General features: G+C 58.6%; 23 protein-coding genes. 10 read left to right on the top strand and 13 right to left on the bottom strand.

Annotated features, from left to right (window positions below; all coding sequences use genetic code 11):
• Positions 1 to 66 precede the first annotated feature (66 nt).
• The 4 genes from ABHT90_RS02860 to ABHT90_RS02845 form a co-directional block, all read right to left on the bottom strand.
• Positions 67 to 333: a ribbon-helix-helix protein, CopG family gene (locus ABHT90_RS02860; RefSeq protein ID WP_346981517.1), complete on the bottom strand. Its 267-nt coding sequence runs from the start codon at positions 331 to 333 to the stop codon at positions 67 to 69.
• A gap of 332 nt (positions 334 to 665) precedes the next feature.
• Entirely contained in the window at positions 666 to 1,952 is a 1,287-nt protein-coding gene (locus tag ABHT90_RS02855) for a hypothetical protein (protein WP_346981516.1), read from the bottom strand.
• A 317-nt stretch (positions 1,953 to 2,269) separates the two neighbouring features.
• Positions 2,270 to 2,515, bottom strand: coding sequence for a glutaredoxin family protein (locus tag ABHT90_RS02850; RefSeq protein WP_346981515.1), 246 nt, complete (start codon positions 2,513 to 2,515; stop codon positions 2,270 to 2,272).
• A gap of 52 nt (positions 2,516 to 2,567) precedes the next feature.
• Complete coding sequence (locus tag ABHT90_RS02845; protein ID WP_117757265.1) at positions 2,568 to 3,395, bottom strand: TipAS antibiotic-recognition domain-containing protein; 828 nt, start codon at positions 3,393 to 3,395, stop codon at positions 2,568 to 2,570.
• Positions 3,396 to 3,535: 140 nt separating this feature from the next.
• On the opposite strand from ABHT90_RS02845, the gene ABHT90_RS02840 reads away from it, so the two are divergent.
• Both ABHT90_RS02840 and ABHT90_RS02835 read left to right on the top strand, forming a co-directional pair.
• Complete coding sequence (locus ABHT90_RS02840) at positions 3,536 to 4,273, top strand: tRNA (N6-threonylcarbamoyladenosine(37)-N6)-methyltransferase TrmO (RefSeq protein WP_233524950.1); 738 nt, start codon at positions 3,536 to 3,538, stop codon at positions 4,271 to 4,273.
• Positions 4,274 to 4,385: 112 nt separating this feature from the next.
• Positions 4,386 to 5,597 carry a MalY/PatB family protein gene (locus tag ABHT90_RS02835; protein WP_346981514.1) on the top strand — a complete coding sequence of 404 codons (1,212 nt, stop codon included), beginning with the start codon at positions 4,386 to 4,388 and terminating at the stop codon, positions 5,595 to 5,597.
• 97 nt (positions 5,598 to 5,694) lie between these two features.
• Here the strand turns inward: ABHT90_RS02835 and ABHT90_RS02830 are convergent, their stop codons facing one another.
• Entirely contained in the window at positions 5,695 to 6,174 is a 480-nt protein-coding gene (locus tag ABHT90_RS02830; RefSeq protein ID WP_346981513.1) for a pyridoxamine 5'-phosphate oxidase family protein, read from the bottom strand.
• Positions 6,175 to 6,215: 41 nt separating this feature from the next.
• Positions 6,216 to 9,020 carry an ATP-binding protein gene (locus ABHT90_RS02825; RefSeq protein WP_346981512.1) on the bottom strand — a complete coding sequence of 935 codons (2,805 nt, stop codon included), beginning with the start codon at positions 9,018 to 9,020 and terminating at the stop codon, positions 6,216 to 6,218.
• A gap of 213 nt (positions 9,021 to 9,233) precedes the next feature.
• Here ABHT90_RS02825 and ABHT90_RS02820 point away from each other — a divergent pair, with 213 nt between their 5' ends.
• The 3 genes from ABHT90_RS02820 to ABHT90_RS02810 all read left to right on the top strand — a co-directional run bounded on the left by ABHT90_RS02820 (position 9,234) and on the right by ABHT90_RS02810 (position 11,653).
• A complete protein-coding gene (locus tag ABHT90_RS02820) occupies positions 9,234 to 9,659 on the top strand; it encodes a potassium channel family protein (protein ID WP_055252221.1) in 426 nt (141 codons plus the stop codon).
• Between the two features lie 36 nt (positions 9,660 to 9,695).
• Positions 9,696 to 10,229, top strand: coding sequence for an LOG family protein (locus ABHT90_RS02815; RefSeq protein ID WP_346981511.1), 534 nt, complete (start codon positions 9,696 to 9,698; stop codon positions 10,227 to 10,229).
• Between the two features lie 125 nt (positions 10,230 to 10,354).
• Complete coding sequence (locus ABHT90_RS02810; protein ID WP_346981510.1) at positions 10,355 to 11,653, top strand: chloride channel protein; 1,299 nt, start codon at positions 10,355 to 10,357, stop codon at positions 11,651 to 11,653.
• Positions 11,654 to 11,735: 82 nt separating this feature from the next.
• Here the strand turns inward: ABHT90_RS02810 and ABHT90_RS02805 are convergent, their stop codons facing one another.
• The 4 genes from ABHT90_RS02805 to ABHT90_RS02790 all read right to left on the bottom strand — a co-directional run bounded on the left by ABHT90_RS02805 (position 11,736) and on the right by ABHT90_RS02790 (position 14,732).
• Positions 11,736 to 12,473, bottom strand: coding sequence for an SAM-dependent methyltransferase (locus ABHT90_RS02805; protein ID WP_346981509.1), 738 nt, complete (start codon positions 12,471 to 12,473; stop codon positions 11,736 to 11,738).
• Positions 12,474 to 12,751: 278 nt separating this feature from the next.
• The gene (locus tag ABHT90_RS02800) at positions 12,752 to 13,450 is read right to left on the bottom strand and encodes an ABC-2 transporter permease (RefSeq protein WP_346981508.1); all 699 of its coding nucleotides are present in this window, start codon (positions 13,448 to 13,450) and stop codon (positions 12,752 to 12,754) included.
• A complete protein-coding gene (locus tag ABHT90_RS02795; protein ID WP_118333974.1) occupies positions 13,447 to 14,328 on the bottom strand; it encodes an ABC transporter ATP-binding protein in 882 nt (293 codons plus the stop codon). Before ABHT90_RS02795 ends, ABHT90_RS02800 begins: the two co-directional genes overlap by 4 nt.
• 23 nt (positions 14,329 to 14,351) lie before the next feature.
• On the bottom strand, positions 14,352 to 14,732 hold the full coding sequence (locus ABHT90_RS02790; protein WP_346981507.1) for a GntR family transcriptional regulator: 381 nt from the start codon (positions 14,730 to 14,732) through the stop codon (positions 14,352 to 14,354).
• Positions 14,733 to 14,947: 215 nt separating this feature from the next.
• Between ABHT90_RS02790 and ABHT90_RS02785 the strand changes: the two genes are divergently transcribed.
• From ABHT90_RS02785 to ABHT90_RS02775, 3 genes are all read left to right on the top strand, one after another.
• Positions 14,948 to 16,561 carry a peptide chain release factor 3 gene (locus ABHT90_RS02785; protein ID WP_117820856.1) on the top strand — a complete coding sequence of 538 codons (1,614 nt, stop codon included), beginning with the start codon at positions 14,948 to 14,950 and terminating at the stop codon, positions 16,559 to 16,561.
• A 156-nt stretch (positions 16,562 to 16,717) separates the two neighbouring features.
• Positions 16,718 to 17,440 carry a VUT family protein gene (locus ABHT90_RS02780; RefSeq protein ID WP_346981506.1) on the top strand — a complete coding sequence of 241 codons (723 nt, stop codon included), beginning with the start codon at positions 16,718 to 16,720 and terminating at the stop codon, positions 17,438 to 17,440.
• Positions 17,441 to 17,449: 9 nt separating this feature from the next.
• The gene (locus tag ABHT90_RS02775; protein WP_346981505.1) at positions 17,450 to 18,130 is read left to right on the top strand and encodes an SDR family NAD(P)-dependent oxidoreductase; all 681 of its coding nucleotides are present in this window, start codon (positions 17,450 to 17,452) and stop codon (positions 18,128 to 18,130) included.
• A 55-nt stretch (positions 18,131 to 18,185) separates the two neighbouring features.
• Here ABHT90_RS02775 and ABHT90_RS02770 read toward each other — a convergent pair whose 3' ends face one another.
• Entirely contained in the window at positions 18,186 to 18,911 is a 726-nt protein-coding gene (locus tag ABHT90_RS02770; RefSeq protein ID WP_346981504.1) for a uracil-DNA glycosylase, read from the bottom strand.
• 88 nt (positions 18,912 to 18,999) lie between these two features.
• Entirely contained in the window at positions 19,000 to 19,908 is a 909-nt protein-coding gene (locus ABHT90_RS02765) for a DMT family transporter (protein WP_346981503.1), read from the bottom strand.
• A 158-nt stretch (positions 19,909 to 20,066) separates the two neighbouring features.
• Here ABHT90_RS02765 and ABHT90_RS02760 point away from each other — a divergent pair, with 158 nt between their 5' ends.
• Complete coding sequence (locus ABHT90_RS02760) at positions 20,067 to 20,933, top strand: LysR family transcriptional regulator (protein WP_346981502.1); 867 nt, start codon at positions 20,067 to 20,069, stop codon at positions 20,931 to 20,933.
• Positions 20,934 to 20,960: 27 nt separating this feature from the next.
• On the opposite strand, the gene ABHT90_RS02755 is transcribed toward ABHT90_RS02760, so the two are convergent.
• Positions 20,961 to 22,343, bottom strand: a complete 1,383-nt coding sequence (locus ABHT90_RS02755; protein ID WP_346981501.1) for an MATE family efflux transporter — start codon at positions 22,341 to 22,343, stop codon at positions 20,961 to 20,963.
• Between the two features lie 178 nt (positions 22,344 to 22,521).
• Here ABHT90_RS02755 and ABHT90_RS02750 point away from each other — a divergent pair, with 178 nt between their 5' ends.
• A complete protein-coding gene (locus ABHT90_RS02750) occupies positions 22,522 to 23,337 on the top strand; it encodes a putative RNA methyltransferase (protein WP_271737594.1) in 816 nt (271 codons plus the stop codon).
• Positions 23,338 to 23,392 lie beyond the last annotated feature (55 nt).

Below are 23,392 nucleotides of genomic sequence, written 5' to 3'. Positions count from 1 at the left end.
GCATCCGAAGATGTCGAAAAATGTCGACTTTGGATGCTGACGTACACGTTTGGGTTCGGCGGGGGACTAGGCAATCATTGCATCGAGCGTAATGAGCTCTCTGAGTCGCTCCGTGCGTGTTTGTCCATGACGCTTCGCCTTTGCGTCAAACGCTTCAAGAACCGATTCACCCACACGTGCCGACAAAACAACGCTTGGCTCATCGGAGATCGGCGGCCTTCCCAACTTGATGGTGCGACCCTTTGGCCACTCATCTTTTTCGTATGCCTCCGAGGCCTTTTCCAGCTCTCCGGGAGCAAACCCCATCATCTTCTCGAGCTGCTTAGCGTCCATAGCGCCTCCTATCGATCGATCCCGATTTCTCTGAGCACCTTGCGCGTAGGAGGGACAAGGGCGTGGTAAATGATGTAACCATCTCGATCGGGGCAACATCGAGCGACGAGCTCCATGAGACGACTTCTTCTATCAAGTCCAACGAGAACGTAATCGATGCCTCCATTTTCAAGATCACGCCTGAACCATGCGAAAGCGGAGTTCCAGGCGCATCTAATATCCGTCTCCGTCAGCCCGTGTTTGAGGGCATGGGGGTGGATCGCAATGAGCTCCATAAGGGCCTCTCTTTTTGTATACAGTTTTGTAGACAAAAATGCAAGCAGTTAATACTGCTAAGCAGCCTGTTTTGATTGAACTTTTCGATGTATGGTCGTCATCGGAGGTTCCAGCGCTTTTTCACTTTTCAGCTCGGAATGTGAGCGTCCGTTGAACTCCCAGAGGGGAGCGTCTTCATAGACTATTGTGAGGAGCTTGGAGACCTTGATTATCTTCGCTTGTTCGTAAAAATCGGGTCGTACGACGATCAATAAAAATTCGGCATCTTCGATTGTTTGTTGTGCTGTCGGCATGCCATTGAGACCAATAGAGCGCAAGAGCTTTGCCATGATGAAATCAAACTCGTCCTCTCTTGCGTGAAGGCTTGCGGCGCTCAGTTTGGAATCTTTCAAGATATACAGTTTGAGATATTCAACTGCCCGTGTGTAACTGACATATCCGCAAACGACGTCCTCATAATCGAGCAGTTTAATCGAATGCTGCTTATGGCCAGCGAATATAGCCGTCTTTCTGCCCTGAACACGTCGTTCGCGCAGTGAACGCATTTCCTTGGTGTACTCGCTATGGCGTTCGTATCTTCGATAAGAATATCCGTAGTCGTCGTAGTAATAAGGGTTATCTTCGATCGTGTCGTCTAGTTCTGGCGCTATGAGGTATAGCTCTCCGTCCTTGGATAACATACAGGGGTTGTCGATGCGTCCCGATTCATCTTTGATTTTCCAAACGGTTTCATTTACTTCGAATATCGAGACTGGTTTGGGAGCGTATGAATTGTAGAGTTCAACAAACTTCTCGAGCGAAATGATTCCGCAGGCATCCGTATAAGCGCGGGCAAAGCGCCAAACTTCTTGGTTCGATTCGAGCTCGCGGAATTCCCTGTTGCTGGGAGCATCTTGCGGACTCTGGTATCTGGCGTGAAGCGCGATGTGCGATGAGGACCACCTGTTGTCGGCCGCGACGTTCATGAGCTCTAGGCGCAGGTGCTCGTTTGCGACGCGAGCGAGCGACTCATAGTGAGTTAGGTCAAGCTCTGATCGAAAAGGAGCGCCTTTGGGAACAGCGCGAGCGAGCTTAATGCAGCGTGTGAGATAGGATTGTCCTAGGCGGGGGCCATAGTGCTTGTGTAGATGAGCGCCGACGGGGGAGAGCAGTCCTTTGAGATTGGTAACGGGATATCCAGCAGTCTCTTGTTCGAGACGGCGCCCGATGAGCAATGCCCCCTCAAGCGAAGTCTCATGATCGATGCCCTTTTGATTGAGACTCTTGGCTTCAACGATTCTGCTGATATCTGAGCGGGCGCTTGAAACGGTGTCGGACGTAAAGGTGGGGATCTTTTTAGCCATAACAATGCACTCCTGTGTGACTCACGGATAACGGAAACGTTTGATTGTGAGTGCCGTTCTTTGATGGCGACGGCGAACAGGAGCGCAGCCTGTCTGAGATGGACGAGTGCGGTAACCACCGATCTTACTTACCGAGCTCGCTCCAGCGTGTCATTGGGGACCTCCGCGGGAGCTCTCGACCAGCCTCATGCCTTGAGGCGAGTATAGCATATAAGCAAACGTATGTTCTATAAACTGAGAAACTGAATTCCTACCTACTCATTTAAGTACGTCCCCAATGAGTGAAACTACTCATTTAAGTGCGTCCCCAATGAGTGCTAGAGCAGGTTCTCCTGTACCCATGCGATGATGTCGCTCGACTCGTAGAGTGGCTTGCCGTCGATGAACAGGCAGGGAACCTGGCGTTTTCCGCCGACGGCGATGAGCGTCTGCTCGGCATCGGAGTCGATCGAGATGTTGCGCTCAGGGATGGTCACGCCGTTATCGGCCAAAAAGCGCTTGACCTTTATGCAATACGGGCAGCCAGTCATAACGTAGAGCGCGAGTTCATGATCAGTAGCCATGGTGTCTCCAATCGGTTGCGGTTTTGATTGAAATACCCAAAGCCGCCGCAATCTATGCGCGGGCCAGCGACGACTCGATGGCCTGTACCAGAAACGCCGTAGCTCCGGTGCCGCAGGGCTTGTCGTAGTAGTCAACAAAGCGCTGATCGGCAAGATAGCCGTGGGCGAGGCCCAGGTATGCTTCGTCTTGGGGTTCGTGTCCCCAGTTAAGGCCAATCCATCGACGGTGCATTGCGACAAGCTTGCGCGCCTCGCTTCCATCCGGTTCGCCGTCGCCCATGGCGATCGAGAGCTGGCCCAGAATAGCGCGTTCAAGTTCCTTCATGTCGTTCCATGTCTCGGGGTCCATGTCCAGCAGTGCCTCGTTTGCTGCATCGACGGCCTCGTCGCCATAGCGCGCCCGCGCCTCGGCACCGTAGCGCTCCTCGTTTTCCTGCACGGTGCGCCAGCGCTCCAATTGCGGCAGCACGGCGCCCATGAGCGAGACGGCTTCGTCGAGCGACATACCGGTGTTTTGTGCCAGGCGCGGGGCGCAATCCTCAATCATGGCCTCCATCGTGGTCTCGTAGGTGTACTTGCCGTGGTCGTAGCACCACTTGCAGTAATGGTCGGTCGTTGCGCCGTGAGCATCGGTGCCGCAGTCGTCGGGCGTGAGTATCATGCCGCAGCTCTGGCAATAGTGCTCGGGCATTTCGAGCAGGTGGGACAGCGGTTCTCCGGTTATGGCGGCAATGAGCTTCATCATGTCGATGCCCGGCGTGACTTCGCCGCGTTCCCAACGGCTGACGGCTTGGCGTGTGACGAAGAGCTTGGCGGCGAGTTGCTCTTGGGTGAGATTGTTGTCGCGGCGGATGGCGATGAGCTTTTCTGCAAAGGCCATGACGGCTCCTTTCTGCTGTTTGTTGCTTTAAGCATACGCGGCGGCCGGCACCCTTCCAAGCAACCGTTGGTTGCACGACGGGGACCGCGGCGAAGAATTGCGCGCAACACCCCACGCCTCCATGCCGTACAATGACCGGCATGGAACCTATTGCACACATACATACCGACCTGCCGCAGAAGTTCGGCATCCCACGCAACAGCTTTTTGGCGCCCCATCTGCAGGGACGCATCGTCTTTGAGCCGGAATTTGCCTCCAACGCTGCAGTTGAGGGTCTGGACTCCTTCTCTCACCTATGGCTGCTATGGTGCTTCGAAAACGGAACGCCCGGCGGCACGGCTAAGGACATAGCCGCCGATGCCAAAACGCAGGACAGGTCCGGCACCAACGCAAAATGGTCGAAAACCGTGCGCCCACCGCGTCTGGGTGGAGCCGAACGCGTGGGCGTGTTTGCCACGCGCAGTCCGTTTCGCCCTAATCCCATCGGGCTCACCTGCGTCAAGCTTGATCGTGTCGAGCTCACCGACGATGGTCCCATCATCCATGTGCTGGGGGCCGACCTGCGCGACGGTACGCCCATCTACGACATTAAGCCTTACATTCCGTTTGCGGACTGTCACCCGGATGCGACGGGCGGCTGGATTGAGGACGCGCCATGGCAAGAGCTCGATGTCGAGCTCCCGCAAGCGCTGCGGGACATGGTCCCGGACACAAAGCTCCCCGGCTTGATCGAGGTGCTCCGCCAAGATCCGCGCCGTGCGGGCAGCAAACACGAGCCAAACCGCGTTTACCATTTGGCTTACGCTGGGCTTGACATATCGTTTACGGTCGACGGAACCAGGTTGACGATAACCGCCATCAACGACGCGCGAGACTAACCAGCCATTCGTCCGCACCCGTCAAATTAAGCGCCAAACTCCGCTCCAAAACCGCCCACGCTGGTGGACAATAACGCCTACCGAAACAATCCGCTTTGCACGGGAGCTCAGCATGAAATACGACTTTACCTCGCTTATCGACCGCCACGGTATGGACGCCATCGCCGTTGACTCCTGGGGAGAAATTCCCGACATGGCTCCGAACGCACCCGACGAGGGCTTCGACCGCATCCCCATGTGGGTGGCGGATATGAATTTTGCCACGGTGCCCACGGTTCAGGAACGCATCATTCAGCGCGCCCAGCATCCCATGTTTGGCTATTTCAATCCGCGTGACGAGTACTTCGACCGCATCATCGAATGGCAAAGCCGTCGCAACGGCGTTGAGGGCTTGGCGCCGGAGCATATCGGCTACGAAAACGGCGTGCTGGGCGGTGTCGTGTCGACGCTGCGCGCATATGTCCAGCCGGGCGATGCGGTACTGGTCCACAGTCCCACCTACATCGGCTTTACCAAGTCTATCGAAGCCGCGGGCTATCGCATTGTCCACAGCCCGCTTAAGCTCGACGATCGGGGCGTGTGGCGCATGGACTTTGAGGACATGGAGCGAAAGCTCGCCCAAAACCACATCCATGCCGCGGTGTTCTGCTCGCCGCACAATCCCTGCGGCCGCGTATGGGGGCGCGACGAGATCGAACGTGCCATGGACATCTATCGTCAGCACGATTGCGTGGTGATCTCGGATGAGATTTGGTCCGATATCATCCTGTCGGGTCACAAGCATATCCCGACGCAGTCGGTGAGCGAGGACGCCCACATGCGCACGGTTGCCCTCTACGCGCCCAGCAAGACGTTTAACCTGGCGGGCCTGGTCGGCAGCTACCACATCATCTATAACGAGACGCTGCGCGACCGCGTGTGCGCCGTGTCCAACAAGACCCACTACAACGAGATGAACGTCCTTTCGATGCACGCGCTTATCGGTGCCTACCAGCCGCAAGGCTACGAGTGGGTTGATGAGCTCAATGAGGTCATCGAGGGCAACGTCGACTATTTCTGCAATTACGTGGACAAGCATTTTGCGGGCGTGTCCTATTCGCGTCCGCAGGGCACCTACATGGTGTTTCTGGACTGCACCGAGTGGTGCCGCGAGCATGGCCGCGATATTCAGTGGCTGCTCGACGAGGGCGCTCGTGTGGGCGTGGGGTATCAGGACGGCCGCCCGTTCCACGGGCCCTGCCACATTCGCGTGAATCTGGCACTGCCCCTTTCGCGGGTAAAGGAGGCGTGTGAGCGCCTGGACCGCTACGTTTTTGGGGTATAGGGGGGCGCTCGATTCGAGTGCTGCCCCATGCGCCCACGCCGTCAAAATGCGTGGGCGCATGGGGCGCAGAGGGTAGCGAGCGCGTTTTTCGCATTCGCTACTTTTCCTGAATCTGCTTGCCGCAAAGATGCTCAATTGAAATCTCGTAGAGTTGGACGCCCTTGATGTCTTTGGCGATTTCTTCCTCGACTTCTTCGGCAGAAGGGTAGTACTTAAGCGCGAGCTGGCGGACTTTGTCCTCGATAAACGCAGGCGCTTCATCTACCAGGCGGCAACGGCCAAAGACCACAGTGCTCATGACGTAAGGAGCCCAGTCGCCGTCCTTGTACCACTCGTTGCCGTAAACGGTAAAGCAGACTTTATCATCATGCCTGAGTGAATCGACCTTGTGGCCGGCCTTGGCGCCATGGAAATAAATCTTGTCGTGCTCGGCGTCAAAGAAGTAGTTGACGGGAATGGCGTACGGGTAGCCATCATCGCCGTTGACGGCAAAGACCCCGCGCTTGCAGGTAGCGAGCAGTTCGCGCGCTTCCTCGTCGGTGATGGCGCGTTTCTTTCGACGCAAGGGCCTAAACATCGTTGGCTTCCTTTCTACTGCGCATGGTGGTTGAGCACAAACTATAGCGAAACAGCCCCGTTTTTCTTGATACAGGCGAGTATGTTTTTGAGCTTGTTAAAGTCGAGCGGTTTGGGCAGATGGGCGTTCATGCCGGCGTCGTGTGCCGCCTTGGCGTCTTCGGCAAAGGCGTTGGCGGTGAGCGCGATGATGGGGATGTCGGCCGCATCGGCCTTTTCGCTCAGGCGGATCGCGCGGGTTGCCTCGTAGCCGTCCATGCCCGGCATCATGATGTCCATTAGAATCGCATCGAAGCTACCCGCGGGACGGCCAACGTATAGGTCGACCGCTTCGTTGCCGTCGGCGGCGCGAGTTACGACGATGCCCTCGCTTTCGAGCAGAGCCTGGGCAATCTCGGCATTGAGCTCGTTATCTTCTGCCAAAAGAACGTTCATGTCTGCAAGCGAGCAACTGTATGTCTGCTTGGACGCACGTTCTTTTGCCTGAGGGTTCTTGTCGATATCGAGCGGTATCTGGACGTTGAACGTGCTTCCCACGCCAACCTCACTCGAAATCTCAATCGTGCCGCCCATCATATCGATGAGCGATTTGACGATAGACATGCCAATGCCGGTTCCTTGGAACTTGCTGCGCGCATCGTCGCCTTCCTGGGCAAACGGCTCGTAAATGTGTGCCAAAAACTCGGATGTCATACCAATGCCGGTATCCGAGACGCTAAAGCAAAACACGGCGTGCTCGTCGTCGACCGGTTTGATGGTCGATGAGAACGTGACGGTGCCTCCGTGCTTGTTGTACTTGATGCTGTTGTCGAGCAGGTTGACAAGGATCTGCCGAATATGGGTGGGGCTGCCGATCATATATTGGTCGACAGCGTAGGGATCGCTGGTGTCGAGCATGGTTATGCCGCGGTCCGATGCGCGGAGCTTGCACAGTACGAGCGCATTGTCGCACAGCTCTTTAAGGTTGAATGATTCGTGCTCGAGCGTCACTTTGCACTCCTCGATCCTGCCCATCTCGAGGATGTCGTTAATCAGTGACAGCAGGTGATTGGCGGCAACGCGCGCCTTGGCGCGGCTTTCGCGGGCGACCTGCATGTCGCCTTCTCTCAATTCCTCAATTTCGATAAGGCCCAGGATGCCGTTGAGCGGCGTGCGGATGTCGTGGCTCATGCGCGTGAGGAAAGCGGTTTTGGCGGTGTTGGCGGCATCAGCTTTCTGCCGTTCCTCCTGTGCGCGGTAAAGCGACCAGACAAGGATGGCGATGCTGGTGAGCAAGATGCAGATGATAACAGTCGCAATGGCGGTGCGGTTGCGATAGAAAAACTGGAACGTGTCCGATTCTTGCGCCGAGTACGATGTGGGGAAATAGCTGTTTGCAGAGAGCGATTCACCTGCATTGACGATGCCCTTATTGATGATTCCCAGCAGCTCGGGCTTGCCGCGCGAAATTAAACACGATAGCTGCGCCGTGTTGGTGAGTTCCTGTGTTTCGAAATCCTCGATGTCGTAGGTGTCGCGGAGAGTTTCCAGGCGCGTGCTGGGGACAATGATGCAACGTGCCTTCCCCTCATTGAGGGCTTTGAGCACCTCGCCGTCATTCGAGTACTCGGTTACTGTTGCGTTCGGGAAGAGACTTTCGAGCTCAAAACGGTTAACGATTGTGCTCTTTGTACAAGCGATGTTCTTAAGGTCGCTGTTCAGGTTTTTGCCACTGTGAATGGCGGTCAGCGAAACCGTTCCCATCGAGTTTGACTGGATGACCCCTGTCTGCTCGGCGAGCCAGTAGTCGCGAAACAATGGCAGGGCGACATCGATGGTTCCGTTGGAAAGGGCTTTGATCATTTGCCTGTTGTTCGAGAGTGCGATTGTTTTGACCGTAATACCAAACTTGTCGTGCAACGTCGTTGCAAGCGAGGCGAGCGATCCTTCCATCTCGCCGTCGTCATTTTGCGTGCAGTAGGGAAGTTGGTTTTTAAGATAGCCGAGCGTGATGGTATTGCCGTTTGCTTTGAGCCAGGTGGTCTCGGGGCCGGTGAGCGATGACGAGCCACTGTTTTGGGTCGAGTAACTCGATTTGACTTCCTCGTTATAGCGCGGGTTATCGCGGGCGATGGTCGTCATGGCGGCGTTGATGTCGTTCATCAGATCGGGGCGGCTTTTGGGAACGGCAAAATAGTAGTCGCTCGAGCCTACGTAGAACATGGGTGACGCATCGGGCGACGAAATGGTATCGTTCATGATGACGGCGTCGACCTCGCCGTCTGCAAGCGCCTCAAAGAGGGCACTGCCGGTGTCGATTTCTTTATAGGTGCAGGTGACGCCTTCGTCGGCGAGCCACTGCTGGCCGACGATAGTTTGCATAACGCCAGAGTTGCAGCCGATGGTGAGGCCTTGGAGCGCCTGGGGGTCACCCTTGGCCAGATCGTCTCGGTCGGGCCTGGCGTAGATGTAGTAGCGCTCGGTGCCCTCGGGGTTCGAGGAAAAGAGCAGCTTCTGCTCGCGCTCTGCCGAATACGAGATGTTGGGCATGAGGTCGATTTCGCCTGCTTCGAGCATGTCCATAAGCTCGGAGAAGGTGCCGCTAACGTATTCGTATTGCCAGCCCTTTGTGTAATACGAGAGGGTCTGGAGGTACTCGTAGCCCCATCCCGAGAGTCGCTCGCCCGGTATGCCTTCCTGGAAGCCTTTGTTGTTGACGAGCCAGCCAACGCGGACCGTCTTGACCTGCTGGTCGGAGTCGGCGGCAAAGGCGGGGGCGGGCATGACGGCGCTCAGTACGGCGAGCGCGGCAAGCGCGACGGCCAGGGTGCGATATAGAGTCAAACGAAGGACGGCGGAAGGTTTCACATGAAATCCTATCGAGTCGAGACAGTTTCGCATAAGGATACCAGCTCAGCCTGCCCACTCAGCCGCCGCACCGCTAAACGGTTAGGTAGTCATTGGGGACGTTCTTAACTGACTAGTCGTTTAAGAACGTCCCCAATGACTAGTTCCGTTTGCGGGGGAGGCGTGGGACAATACCGAGCGAATGTGATTGGGCGTCTGGGAAAAGGGGTCGCGATGAACAAGTTGAGGACGCTTGCCGACGTGTTGCGCCAGGCTGGCTTTGCGCGCATCACGGGCCTGTTTCTCGTCTTCTATCTGCTGTGCTCGACGGCCGTCTGGTTGTCCGAGCCCACGACCCTTACGTTTGGCGACGGCCTCTGGTTTAGCTTTGAGACCGTATCGACGATCGGCTTCGGTGATATCCCGGCCGAGACGCCGGTTGCCCGCGCTATCACCGTCGTTTTGAGCGTCATCAGCATCTTCTACATCGCCATGCTCACGGGCGTGGCGGTGAACTACTGCAACACGCTCATCAAGATGCGCCAAAAGGACACCATGGCGCGCTTTATGGATGATCTGGAGCATTTGGAAGAGCTCGATCGTGACGAGCTTGCCGACCTATCGCGCCGTGTGCGCGAATATCGCCGACGCCAACGCTAGAGGGGGCGCCGCGCGTCACGACGAGGGGGACTGAATATGAATATCACGGTATACCTGGGCGCCAGCGTCGGCAACGACCCAGCATTTCTGCCTGCGGTGCAAGAGCTGGGCAACTGGATTGGCTCCAACGGGCACGCGCTGGTATACGGCGGGTCCAAATCGGGCCTGATGGGTGCGCTCGCCGATAGCGTACTCGATGCTGGTGGACACGTGACGGGTGTTGAACCGAGCTTTTTTATCGAGGCCGAGTTTCAACATGACGGTATCGACGACCTCATCGTGACGAGCGACATGGCCGAGCGCAAGGCCAAGATGATCGAGCTTGGTGATGCCTTCATTGCCTTTCCCGGCGGGACGGGTACGCTCGAGGAGATTGCCGAGGTCATGTCGGCCGTGTCGCTGGGGCATCTGAGCGCGCCGTGCATCCTGTATAACCTGGACGGTTACTACAACGATCTCAAGGCGCTGCTCGGACACATGATTGATAAGGGGCTTTCGAGCCCGAGGCGGCAGCACGGCATCTACTTTGCCGACGATTTGCGCGAGATTGCCTCGATTATTAACGGATAAGTCTTGAGCCTGCCCCACTATGACTCCCAATGGTGCCGTTTGCGGCGCAGACGGTTGGCTCGTTCGGGCAACGCTCGCTCTACAATAAAACGTATCTTTGTCGATTTTGACCACGGGAGGTCCCGATGGACAACCTTGCAAAACCCAAAAACCGTGCGCTGTTTTTAGTGAGCGTGGCTGTGACCGGTGCGTTTGCAGGCGCCGCGGTCTGGCTGTTCTTCTTTGCGATGGAGCACGGTATCGACTATTTATGGACCGAGATTCCGCACGCGCTGGGCGTCGATTCGCCTGAGCTCGCGAGCGGCCCGTTCGGTTTTCTGCCGTACCCGTTTTTTGTCTGCTTGCTGGGCGGCCTGCTGATCGGTCTGTACGAAAAGATTACGGGCACCAAGACCGATGACCTCAACCAGGTGATGGCCAAGGTTAAACAAGACGGTCGCTACCCGTACGACAACCTCGGCAAGCTTTCGCTTGCGGCATTGCTGCCGCTGCTGTTTGGCGGAAGTATTGGACCGGAGGCCGGCCTGACCGGCGTTATCGCGGGTCTGTGCAGCTGGGTCGGCGACCGCATGCGTCGCTTTGGCGCCGAGTTTAGGGAGCTCACGCTGCTGGGCACCCAGGCTGCCCTGACGGCGCTCTTTACCGCGCCCGTGTTTGGCTTTGTGGCGCCGCTCGCCGGTAGCGCCGACGGCCAGGGCGCTGGCGAGGACTCCGCGTCCGATGAGATCACCATCAAGCTGCCCAAGGCGCAAAAGACTGTGGTCTACGGTATTGCGATTGCCGGCGGTCTGGGTGCCTACCTGCTGCTCGGCCAGCTCATGGGCGGCGGCATGGGCATGCCCAGGTTCGAGTCCGCTCAGGTGGGCAACCTGGAACTTGTCTGGCTCATTCCGCTGGCGTTGGTCGGCACCGTATGCGGCTGGCTGTACTTTGTCTCTGAGCATGCAAGCGAGGCACTGTCCCATGCCATAGGGGAGCGCCCTGTCGTCAAGGCCATGCTAGCCGGTCTGGCGCTCGCCATCTGTGGCACGGTCCTGCCCTACACCATGTTTGCCGGCGAGACCCAAGCCGACGTGCTCATGGAGACCTATCTGACCATTCCCGCCGGCGTGCTTATCGCGACCGGTCTTGTTAAGGCTATGCTGACGCCCGCCCTCATCAACCTTGGTTGGCGCGGCGGCCACTTCTTCCCGGTTATCTTCTCGGGTGTGAGCCTGGGCTATGGCCTTGCCATCCTCACCGGCGCCGATCCGGTCTTCTGCGTCGCCGTCTGCACGGCATCGACGATGGGTGCGGTCATGCGTCAGCCGGTCATGGTCGTGGGCCTGCTGCTCATGTGCTTCCCGCTCAAGGGTATCGTCTGCATGATCATCGCCGCAGTCATTGCGGCAGGCATTCCGCTGCCCAAGCCGCTGCGCAAGTAGCGTATTGCGCTTTGCGTTTGTTCAGGACTCGTTTTAAAGAAGCCGCGTGAGGCCGCATGCAAGCGGCCTCACGCGTTGCTGTTTAGAGCTTCCTCAGCACAATGGCGATGGTGTTGAGGTATTCGAGCGCGCCGGCTTCAACGGCAGCGCGGTCGCCTGCTGCGTACTCGTTGTCGCAGGCGAGCCAGTCTTCCCACGCTTCGTCCGTGCAGAGCATAGGCTGCATCGAGACAATCTCGACGCCGGGGGTCGGCTCGATCATGGCGCGCCACCAGGCTATGTCGTGCATATAGTCGAGCTGCTCGGGTGTCCAGGATTTGAGCAGGCAGGTGGGCAGGTTGTCGTGGCAGTCGCGAACCATGCCGGGGATGCTTAAGTAGAGCATCCCGCCTTGCTTTACGTAGGGGAGTAGGTGCTCGTCCAGATAGTGCGGGTCCCGGCCGTAGTAGTTGTACGAGTCGATGGTCACGACCGCATCAAAATAGCCGTGCTCAAATGGTAGGCCCTGTGAGGCGTCCGCCTGAACGGGATGAATCGTGTCGCGCGAGATACCGAGCGAATCAAAGAATGTGCGGTTCTCGACGGGGTCGCTCCACAGATCGACGGCGTAGGTGTCAAACCCGTATTCGCGGGCGAGCAGGGCGCTGGTAATGCCGGTGCCCGACCCAAGGTCGCAGACGCGGGCGCCGCGGGGAATGCTCGCATCGCAAAGGAGCTCTTCGCAAAGCTTGAGGGGGTTCGGCCCCATAATCTTAGAGCGTACGAGCGCCGCGTCGAAGCTGGTGGCTTTTGGGAAGGATTGAGATTTCGCAGAGTTCATTGTTCTTTCCTGTCAGGTGCATATGTGGCAGATGACGGAGGCGGAACGGCGCAACAAACCACGGCCGCAAGACGGCCGTTTTCAATTTGTATGCGATTGACCGTTCCCTAAAGAACAATGACCAAAAAGACATCCCCTTGGATGATCGAAATTGGGCCGAGGCCCGTGACGCTTTGATTATAGAACGTTGCGCACGGGCCGGGGACATGCCATTTGTCACGGATTTGAGGGGCGCGATTGTGGCCGATTACGACCTGCGTGGGTCGAGATTCGCTTGCCTACAGGTCTCGTGCCCGATAGACCTTGGTGCTGACGGTGCAGCTGATTGCACATAGCGCGAGGGCCAGTACGGCAATTCCTGCGCACAGGCAGCCGAGGACGGCAGGATCGGGATTCGCCCCAGCAATCGACATGAGCCAGTTGCTGATGGGGTTGGAGGAGCTCAGCGTGGCCATGGCAAGGCATCCGAGCAGGGCAAACAGGCCGACGGAAAGGCGCAGCGCCTCCATGTGTCCAAATCGAAAGAACAGCGGCTGTGCCAGAAACACCATCATAAGGGAGATGAGCATCGATGCGGCGGAGGCTATTGTGGTCTCAAAGACGATCTGTCCCGTCGAGGGCATGCCCGTGTGATCGAAGAACGGAAGAGTGATGGTGCTCAAAAGCACGGTCGCGCACGCCATGATGGCCGAGAAGGCAACAATGCAGAGGTAACGTGCGCAGATGATGTCTTTGCGCGAGAGGGGCAGCGTTGCCCGATAGCGCTCCCATCCGTTTTGATTGTCGTAGCCGGCCAGCGAGTTCATGACCACGATGGGCGACATGGCACTGACCGCGCAGGCGCCGGCGCTCATACTGGCATCGCCATCCGATGCGTTGGCGAGGGTCAGTACGACGAAGATGAACAGGCCGACGCCCGCGATGCTCGGGACAAGCGTGCGGACGATGGCGAGCTCAGACATAAAGGCGCGTTTCATTTCGAAGCCCCTTTCAGTATGAGGCGAAGATAGTCATCAATGGTTGCCCGGTCGCAGGGAATCTCGGGGAAGGCCTCGAGCGCCTCGCGACGGTTGGGTACGAGCACGTCCACGCTATAGGCGTGGTGGGCGGCACGGGCGCCTTCGACGCAAGCCATAAGCTCTGCGGCCTGTGCTTGGGTGCAGTGGGCGATGCCGGCTCGGTCGGTAATGTCCTCGCGCGGCAGGTCAAACACAATCGAGCCGTTATCGATGCAGATGACGCGGTCGGCAGTGCGATCGAGGTCGGATGTAATGTGGCTCGAGAGCAGCACGCTGTGCTGGCCGTCGGCGACAAAGGCAAGCAACTCGTCGAGCAGTTCCTCGCGCGCCATGGGATCGAGGCCCGCGGTGGCTTCGTCCAAAACGAGCAGCTTGGCATTGTGGCTGAGCGCACAGGCGAGCTGCAGCTTCATGCCCATGCCGCGGGAGAGGTCCTTGACCTTCGTCTTGGGATCGAGGCCAAATCGGTCGATGAATCCGGCGAACGTTTCGCAGCTCCACGTGGGGTATGCCGGGCCTACGAGCTTCTCGACCTGGCCCACCTTGAGCGTGGAGGGGAAGGGACACGTGTCCAGGACAAGCCCGATGCGGGAGCGCAGGTGGCGCTGCGTCTCGTCGGGCGCGTTGGCGTCGCAGCGCTGTCCAAGCAGATGCACCTCGCCGGCATCGGGCTTTATAAGCCCGAGCGCGGCGCGAATGGTCGTCGTCTTGCCGGCGCCATTTGCGCCCACAAAGCCAACGATCTGGCCGGGCTCCACGGCAAGCGTGACGTCGCGCAGTGAAAAGCGGTCGCTCACGCGGCGCGATACACCTTTGAGTTCTAGCAACTTTTGCATGGTATAGCCTTTCTTGCAGATGGCTACTGCATGGTTTCGGGGGCTACGAGGTCGAGCATCTCGTGCAGCTTGTCGCGCGTGACGCCCAAGGCTTCGGCTTGGCTCGCCGCTTTCGCAAGCAGCTCTTCGATATGGCAGAGCTGATTTTCGCGCAAGAGTTCTTGGTTGCCCTCGGCGACAAAACAGCCCTTGCCCCGCACGGTGCAGATAAAGCCGAGTTGCTCCAGGTCGGCGTAGGCGCGCTTGGTGGTGATGACACTCACGCCAAGATCGCTCGCGAGTGCACGGATGCTGGGGAGTTTGGCTCCCGCAGCGAGCGCGCCCGAAAGGATCTGAGCTTTGACTTGCGAGGCTATTTGCTCGTAGATGGGCTTGTCGCTCGAATTGGATAGGATGATGTCCACAGCGGCTCCTTAGCTGTTGGGCTACACGTGTATATAACCGGTAAGCACAGTATATATACACTATGCACAGTTCTGCAAGAGGCAAATGCGGATTGGGCCGGTTGCCTAGGCCCCAACTGATGAATTTGTCCTGATAGGTGCCCTAGAGCGGGATTTCGCGGCTACAATAATGCGGTTACAACGACGTAATGCACTCAATGCAAGAAAGGATCCGCATGGCAAGCCTGTCGGATGAAATCTCGTCGCGCCGCACATTCGCGATCATCAGCCACCCGGACGCCGGTAAGACCACGCTTACCGAGAAGCTGCTGCTCTATACCGGCAGCATCCAGACCGCCGGCTCGGTCAAGGGCAAGAGCTCGGCCAAGCATGCCGTTTCGGACTGGATGGACATCGAGAAGGAGCGCGGCATTTCCGTTACCTCCTCGGTGCTGCAGTTCACCTACAACGGCGCCTGCGTCAACATCCTCGATACCCCCGGCCACCAGGACTTCTCGGAGGATACCTACCGTACCCTTATGGCCGCCGACGCCGCGGTCATGGTCATCGACGGCGCCAAGGGCGTCGAGGCCCAGACCAAAAAGCTCTTTAAGGTCTGCACGCTGCGCCACATTCCCATCTTTACCTTTGTGAACAAGCTCGACCACGAGGCTCGCGACCCGTTTGAGCTCATGGAAGAGATCGAGAACGTCCTGGGCATCAATACGTATCCCATGAACTGGCCGATCGGCAGCGGCCGCAACTTCCGCGGCGTGTTCGATCGTCAGACGCGCCGCGTTATCGCCTTTGAGGGCGACGGCCACGCCAATGCTACCAAGAAGGTCGCCGAGGTCGAGGCCGAGTTGGGCGATCCTTCCATGGATGAGCTCATCGGCGAGGAAAACCATAAGAACTTGATGGACGACATCGAGCTGCTCGATGGCGCCGGTGATGAGCTCGACTTGGATGCCGTGGCCTGCGGCAAGCTGAGCCCGGCGTTTTTTGGCTCGGCGCTCACCAACTTTGGCGTGGAGCCCTTCCTCAAGGAGTTCCTGCGTCTGGCCCCGACGCCGCGTGCCTATACCGATACGCTCACCAGCGAGCCGGTCGATCCCTGCCGCGACGACTTTAGCGGCTTTGTGTTTAAGATCCAGGCCAATATGGACAAGAACCACCGAGACCGCATCGCCTTTGTGCGCATTTGCTCGGGCAAGTTCGAGCGCGGCATGGATGCCTTCCACGTGCAGGGCAACCGCAAACTCAAGCTTGCCACGGGCACGTCGATGATGGCCGATGACCGCGCGATTGTTGACGAGGCGTACGCGGGCGATATCGTGGGCCTGTTCGACCCGGGTATCTTTAGCATCGGTGACACCGTGTGCTCTGGCAAGCGCCACGTGCAGTATCCGCAGATTCCGACGTTTGCCCCCGAGATGTTCGCTCGCATTACGCAGGTTGACACGCTCAAGCGCAAGCAGTTCGTCAAGGGCATGGAGGAGCTTGCCCAGGAGGGCGCCATCCAGATCTTCCGCGAGCTGGGTGCCGGCATGGAGAGCGTCATCGTGGGCGTGGTCGGCGTGCTGCAGTTTGAGGTGCTCGAGCGCCGCCTCAAGGCCGAGTACCGTGTCGAGGTTCGTCGCCAGCCGCTGCCCTATACGGACATTCGTTGGATCCAGAATGACCCCGATACCATCGATATCCCGGCTCTTTCGCTCACGCGCGACACGCTGCGCGTCGAGGACATGCGCGGCGGTAAGCTGCTGCTGTTCACGAGCCCGTGGAACGTGGATTGGGCAACTGACCACAACCCCGACCTTATCCTGTCGGAGTTTGGCAACGTGGCCTTTTAACGCATCGGCGCGGTGGCCCTGCGGGGCTGCCGCGCCGTTTGCTTGCCTTATGCCGTGTGAGCGGCTATTATACCCACCGTCGTCTCAAGACCGGGGCGTCCGAGCAGTTCGGGTCCGATATCCTGCTCGTTAAACCTAAAACCAAAGGAGTACATAATGATCAAGAAGGTCATGGAGGACTACAAGGTCCTGTTGCGGAGCATTCCCGCGGCAACGGTTTCGCTGTTTTTCGTGAGCGTCATCATGATGAACCTGCTGGCCAACAAAGAGCTCATCAGCCTGCCGTATCTGGCGCTCGACTGTGGCTTTGTGGTGAGCTGGGTTTCGTTTTTGTGCCAGGACATGATCTGCAAGCGCTTTGGCGCCAAGGCATCCATCAAAATCTCTATCCTCGCGCTGCTGGTCAACCTGGCCGTGAGTCTGTGCTTTTGGGCATGCTCGCTCACGCCCGGCATGTGGGGTGCCTACTACGACACGGGCATGATCGAGGTCAACAACGCCCTTAACGCCACCATCGGCGGCACCTGGTACGTGGTGCTGGGCTCTTCGCTGGCAATGCTCGTTTCTGCCGTGGTTAACTCCACGCTCAACCAGTCGCTCGGTCGTATGCTCAAAAAGAATAACTTTGCGAGCTTTGCCTTCCGCTCCTATGTGTCCACGGGTGTTGGCCAGTTCATCGACAACCTGGTCTTTGCCATCGTGGTGAGCCACACGTTCTTTGGTTGGACCTGGGTGCAGGTCCTTATGTGCTCGCTGACCGGCGCTGTTGCCGAGCTGCTGTGCGAGGTCTTCCTGAGCCCCGTGGGCTACAAGGTCGTGCGCGGCTGGGAGCGCGAGAATGTGGGCTCCGAGTACCTCGAGCGCCACGCAACCGCCTAAGGAGCAAGTATGCGGGTTTTGATCACGGGTGCTTCGGGCGGTATCGGAGCCGCATGCGTGCAGCGCTTTTTGGACGAGGGCCACGAGGTCGTGGGCTTTGATCTGCTGCCGGCGGCGATCGAACACGAGCGCTACCGCCATCTGATTGTTGATGTCCGCGAGCCGGGCTCGTTTCTAGGCGACCTTGAACCCCAAGTGATCGTGAACGTTGCCGGTACGCAGGATTCGGCCGACGATATCGCCGCCAACCTGTGTGGCACCATCAACGTGACCGAGCGCTATGCCTTTGTGGGGGAGGGGCTCGCCGCCAAGCCTGCGCCGGCTATCAAATCCGTGGTCAATGTGGGGTCGGCGAGCGGGCATACTGGATCGGAGTTTCCCGCCTATGCCGCCAGCAAGGGCGGCGTTATCGCCTACACCAAGAACCTTGCAAACCGCTTGGCACCGCAGGCCATCGCCAACAGTGTGGACCCGGGCGGCGTTATCACGCCGCTCAACCGTTGCGTGATGGAAGACGAGCACCTGTGGAACCAGATTATGGAGCTCACGCCGCTTAAGCGCTGGGCCACCGCCCAAGAAATCGCCGAGTGGATCTACTTTGTGGGCGTGACCAACCGGTTTATGACCGGACAGAGTCTGCTGATCGATGGTGGCGAGGCCGGCCGCACCCAGTTTATCTGGCCCGAGTAACAAAACGCGCCCGATGGCAAGATTGCCGTCGGGCGCGTTTTTGATGTATCGATTTTTAGCCGAGGCAAGTCCAGTTGACGGGGGTCGAGCCGTGCTGTTCGAGTAGCCGATTGGCTGCCGAGAAGGGGCGCGACCCCATAAAGGCGGGGAGTTCTGCCGTGGCACGGTTAGCCGAAAGCGGTGAGGGGTGCGTGGAGGCCAGGCAGAACTTGCCGGTCGCCTTGCCCGCGTCGGTCACGGCGAGCTTGCCTTCGACCATCTGCTGGGCAAAGCGGCCCCATGCCAAAAAGACTACCGGCTGGGGCAGCTGGCAGCAGCGTTCGATAACGTAGTCGGTGAGCGCGCTCCAGCCCAGCTTGGCGTGCGAGTTCGCGGCATGCTCGCGCACGGTGAGCGTGGTGTTGAGGAGCAGGACGCCCTGTTGTGCCCATGGGGTTAGGTCTCCCGTGGCGGGAATGGGGCAACCCAGATCGGCTTTGAGCTCCTTATAGATGTTGCGCAGGCTCGGCGGCAACTTGGTTTGCGTCGCAGGGACCGAGAACGACAGCCCCATGGCCTGGTTGGGCCCGTGATAGGGGTCTTGACCCAGGATGACAACCTTGACCTGGTCGGCCGGCGTATAGGCGAGGGCATTGAGGATGTCGTCTTGTGCCGGGTAGATGGTTTGCTCGGCACGCAAAAGGGCGATGCGCTCGAGCAGCTGGTTCGTAGTGTCACGTACCGGCTGCGGCGCATCGCCCAACCAAGTTGCTATGTTGCGGTCGCGGGTTGCGGTGTCCATGGGGCTCCTTTATGGCAGATGCTCTGTTGGCATCTATTGTAAAGGCGCACCGGTTGCCTTTATGCCACGGCTGTATGAAGAGTGGGGTCTACGAGACTTGCTCGGGCGTTCCTGCCATGTGGGCGTGGTCGTGAGCGTGCGCATGAAGTCGCGGAAGCTGCACGGTTGCCACTATGACGCCGGTGAGGATGAGAGCGGCGCCAAAGAAGGCGATGGGGCTCAGGACCTCGCCGACCAAGAAGAACGAAAAGACGGCGGAGCAGACCGGCTCGAGCGAGAAGGCGAAGCCGGTGGTCTCAGCGGGCACGTGGGGCTGCACGAGCGTTTGGGTGATAAAGCCATAGGCAGAGCAGATGAGTGCGAGGGCAACGACAACCACGATCTCGCTGGGCGTACTGGGAAGGGTGAAACCGCCAAAGACGCATGCGGCAATGCCCGAGAACAGGCCGCCAAAGCCCAGCTGCCAAACGCCCAGAGCAAGCGGATCGACTTCTTCGACAAAGCGCTTGGCCACGATAATGTGGCTGGCATAGATAAAGGCCGAGAGCAGCATAATGATCGCGCCGGGATTCAGGCTGGTAAAGTCTGCGCCCGAGAGCAGCAACATGCCGCAGGTGACGATGGCGGTGCCGATGAGCACTTTGCGCTCGGGGGCGCGGCGCAGCAGGGCGGCGTTGGCAAACGGCACGATCACGACCGTCAGGCTCTGCAAAAAGCCGGCAGTGGAGGCAGAGGTGAGGCTGGAGCCCAGGCACATGCAGGTGAGCTCGGTTGCCATGATGGCGCCGATGATGGCGGCGCGAACCATAAGGTCGCGGTTGATGCGCAACGCGCGCTTGTGGAAGAGCAGCAGGCAGACCACAAAGGCGATGATGCAGCGTAGCGCGACGATGCTCGTGGCGTTCATGCTGTCCATGCCGATCTTCATGAGAGGGTACGAAAAGCCCCATGCGACGGGAACGGAAAATGAGAGCGCGATTGCTTTTTTGCGATCCATGGGACTCCTTTTGTTACAGAACGGTTTCGCACAAAGGATTCTGCTCCCAGATGTGGGTGTAGTAAAGCGAATGTATCTTCAGTATGATTAAGAAATGCTAATGTTGGCGAGAAAAGCCCTGGCAAAACGTTTTACGGCTGCATTGATGTGGAGGCACGATGGCATCGCGGTATCAGATTGTTTGTATGGTGGTCGATTGCGGCAGCCTGAAACGTGCGGCCGATGAGCTGGGCTATACGCAAAGTGCGGTGAGCCAGGCCGTCAAAGCGCTCGAGCGCGAGCTGGGTACCACGCTTATCGAGCGCGGAAAGCAGGGCGTTACGCTTACGCGCGACGGTAAACAATATCTGCCGTACCTGCGCCAGATCGTGACTGCCGAGGCCGAGCTCGAGGGCAAGCGCCAGGAGCTGCTGGGGCTTTCGTCGACCGATATTCGCATTGCGACGTTTACCAACGTGAGTCGAACCGTGTTGCCGCGCGTGATCCGCGACTTTGGGGCCCTGCATCCGGGCGTGCACTTTACCCTCAAGCAGGGCGATTACACGCGCAACGCCCAGTGGGTGCACGATGGCGTGGTCGATTTTTGCTTTACGGCACGCGGTTTTACCGCTGGCCTCGAGAAGCGCGTGGTCTATCACGACGAGTTGGTGGCACTGTTGCCTGTCGCGCATCCGCTGGCGGCAAAGGAAAAGGTGACACTCGCCGACCTGGCTTCCGAGCCGTTTGTGCTTCTGGATGAGGGCGAACAGAGCCTGGTGCTCGATGCATTCGCGGCGCATGGCCTGTCGCCGCACGTGACGAGCGAGGTCACCGACGACTACACCATCATGGCGATGGTGGAGGAGGGCCTAGGCGTGAGCATGCTCTACCGTCGTACTGTGGAGGGCATGCGAGCCGATATTCGTGTGCGGCCCATCGTGCATGCCCCCTCGCGCGACGTGGTGGCGGCCTGGCGCAGCTGGGACACCATGCCTATCGCCACGAGGCGCTTTATCGACTATATGAGCTCGCATATTGTCAACTAATGACTGGCGTGGCGTTGAGTGCGGTGTTTAGCGGGCTGTCGCTTTGGCTTGGGTGGCGCGATAGGTGCGTGCCGGGTGGCAAAGTAGTACCGCCACGACCATAAAGAACGCCGTGGTGCCCAGGCTGATGGGGTAGACCATCATGATGTTCGCAAAGGTGCGGAAGTGCGGGAACACGCAGAACACCCAATAGAAGCGGATGCCGCAGACGCAGATCATGGTGATGAGGGCGGGTGTGAGCGAGATGCCAAAGCCGCGCAGGTAGCCTGACATGTTTTCGTAGAACATGCTAAAGGCGTACGCCGGGAAGATCGAACATACGCGGATATAGCCGATCGAGACGATGTTGGGATCGCTGTTGAACAGCGACAAGATCTCGCGCCCCAGGCCAACAATAACGATAATTGTGGTGAGCGCGACGATACCGCCTTCGACTAGGCAGACCTTGAGCGTCTTGGTGCAACGGTCGATCTGGCGGGCACCGTGGTTTTGTCCCACAAAGGTGGTGCAAGCCTGGCTAAAGCTGTTGAGCAGGTTGTAGCACACGTACTCCAGGCTCATGGCGGCGCTCGAGGCCGCCATGACTTCGGTGCCAAGGCTGTTGATGGCAGACTGGATGATGATGTTGGCGACGGCAAAGACGGCGCTTTGGATGCCGGCGGGCAGGCCGATCTTGACGATGCGCTTGAGGGCGACGGGGTCGATAGCCAGGTCGCGTAGGGTGACGCGGACGACGGAGTCGGTCTTGAGCAGGCGGATAAAGAGCGTAGCGGCACTGACGGTGTAGGCGATGGCGGTGGCGATGGCGACGCCCGCGACGCCCCAGTGGAGTACGGGGACAAAGATGAGGTCCAGGCCAATGTTGAGGATGGTGGACACGGCAAGCGCCTGCAGCGGCATGCGGGTGATGCCGACGGAGCGGAAGATCGCGGCCTCAAAGTTGTAAAGCAAGATCGAGGGCAGGCTGAGCAAAAAGACGCGTAGGTAGAGCGAAGCGAGCGGCATGGTTTCGGCGGGAACGTTGAGCGCGGCGAGCATGGGCTCGGCAAAGATCTCACCCAGCGCGATGACGACAAAGCCCACGAGCGCCATTATAATCGAGGTATGGACGGCGCGTTTGACCATGTTCTGATCGTTGCGGCCGATAGCGTTGGCGATGACCACGTTGGAGCCAAGCGACATGCCAATAAACAGGTTGAGCATAAGACTGGTAAGCGGAACATTGGAGCCGACCGCCGCCATGGCGAGGGTTCCCTGGTCGCCCGAGAAGTTACCGATAATGACCGTGGCGATGAGGTTCGACAGCTGCTCCAAGATGCTCGTGGCGGCCACGGGGAAGGCGAACAGGGGAATATTGCGCCACAGCGAGCCGGTGGTCATGTCAATGTGCTTAGATGCGGTATCAGCCATACGCTCTCAATCTCTAACATGCTATTTTGCGCTCATTTGCGCAGACGATGATACTCCTAATCGACTAGTCATTGGGGACGTTCTTGAATGACTAGTCGTTTAAGAACGTCCCCAATGACTAGGTGAGGAAGGCGTGCGACAATGGTGTGCGTTGTGTTGTTCGCGCTAAGGAGTTGCCATGTTGTTGTGTCCCGTTTGCCATGAACCGTTGGTGGACGATGAGCGTGGGGCCGCATGCGCGGGCGGACACCGGTTTGACCGTGCGCGCGAGGGTTATCTATATCTACTGCGCTCGTCCAAGAGCGGCGACTCCATGGGCGATCCCAAGTCGCAGGCGCGCAGCCGTCGTGACTTTTTGAACCGTGGATACTACGCGCCGTTGCGCGATGCGATGGTCGAGCTGGTGCGCAAGCAGGTGTCTGGGCGCGCCACGTCTGCGAACGGCCCCATGACGCTGCTCGATATTTGCTGTGGCGAGGGCTATTACACCAGTGCCATGGGCGCGGTGCCGGGCGTAGATGCTTACGGTTTTGACCTGGGCAAGGAGATGGTGCGCCTGGCCGCCAAGCGCGGCGATGCGACCTACTTCGTGGCCAACATGAAGGACATCCCCGTGGCCGATGGCGCCTTCGATATGGTGACCGAGCTCTTTGCCCCCTTTAACGAGCGCGAGTTTGCCCGCGTGCTGGCGCCGGAGGGTTCGCTCTACACCGTGGTGCCGGGTGCTCGTCACCTCTTTGGGCTCAAGGAGGTACTCTACGACACGCCGTACCTTAACGATGAGAAGCTGCCGAAGACCACCGAGCTCGAGTTGGTCGGAACGCAGCGGGTGTCTGCGAATATTACGCTTCAGACCCAGGCGGACATCGAGGCGGTGTTCCAGATGACGCCGTACTACTACCGCACGCGCCCCGCCGACAAAGAGCGCCTGGCAAATTTGGATACCCTTCAGACCGACATCGACTTCATCATCGCCGAGTACCGCCACAGCTAACAACCTGCCAAAAAGGGACAGGTTTATTTTGGTAGGTTTTATCTGGGCAAACGTA

Origin of the sequence: Collinsella aerofaciens (assembly GCF_039758815.1) — a bacterium.
Lineage (GTDB): Bacteria > Actinomycetota > Coriobacteriia > Coriobacteriales > Coriobacteriaceae > Collinsella > Collinsella aerofaciens_BP.
Note: the sequence above shows the minus strand (reverse complement) of the source record. Positions and strands in the feature narration are given on the sequence as shown.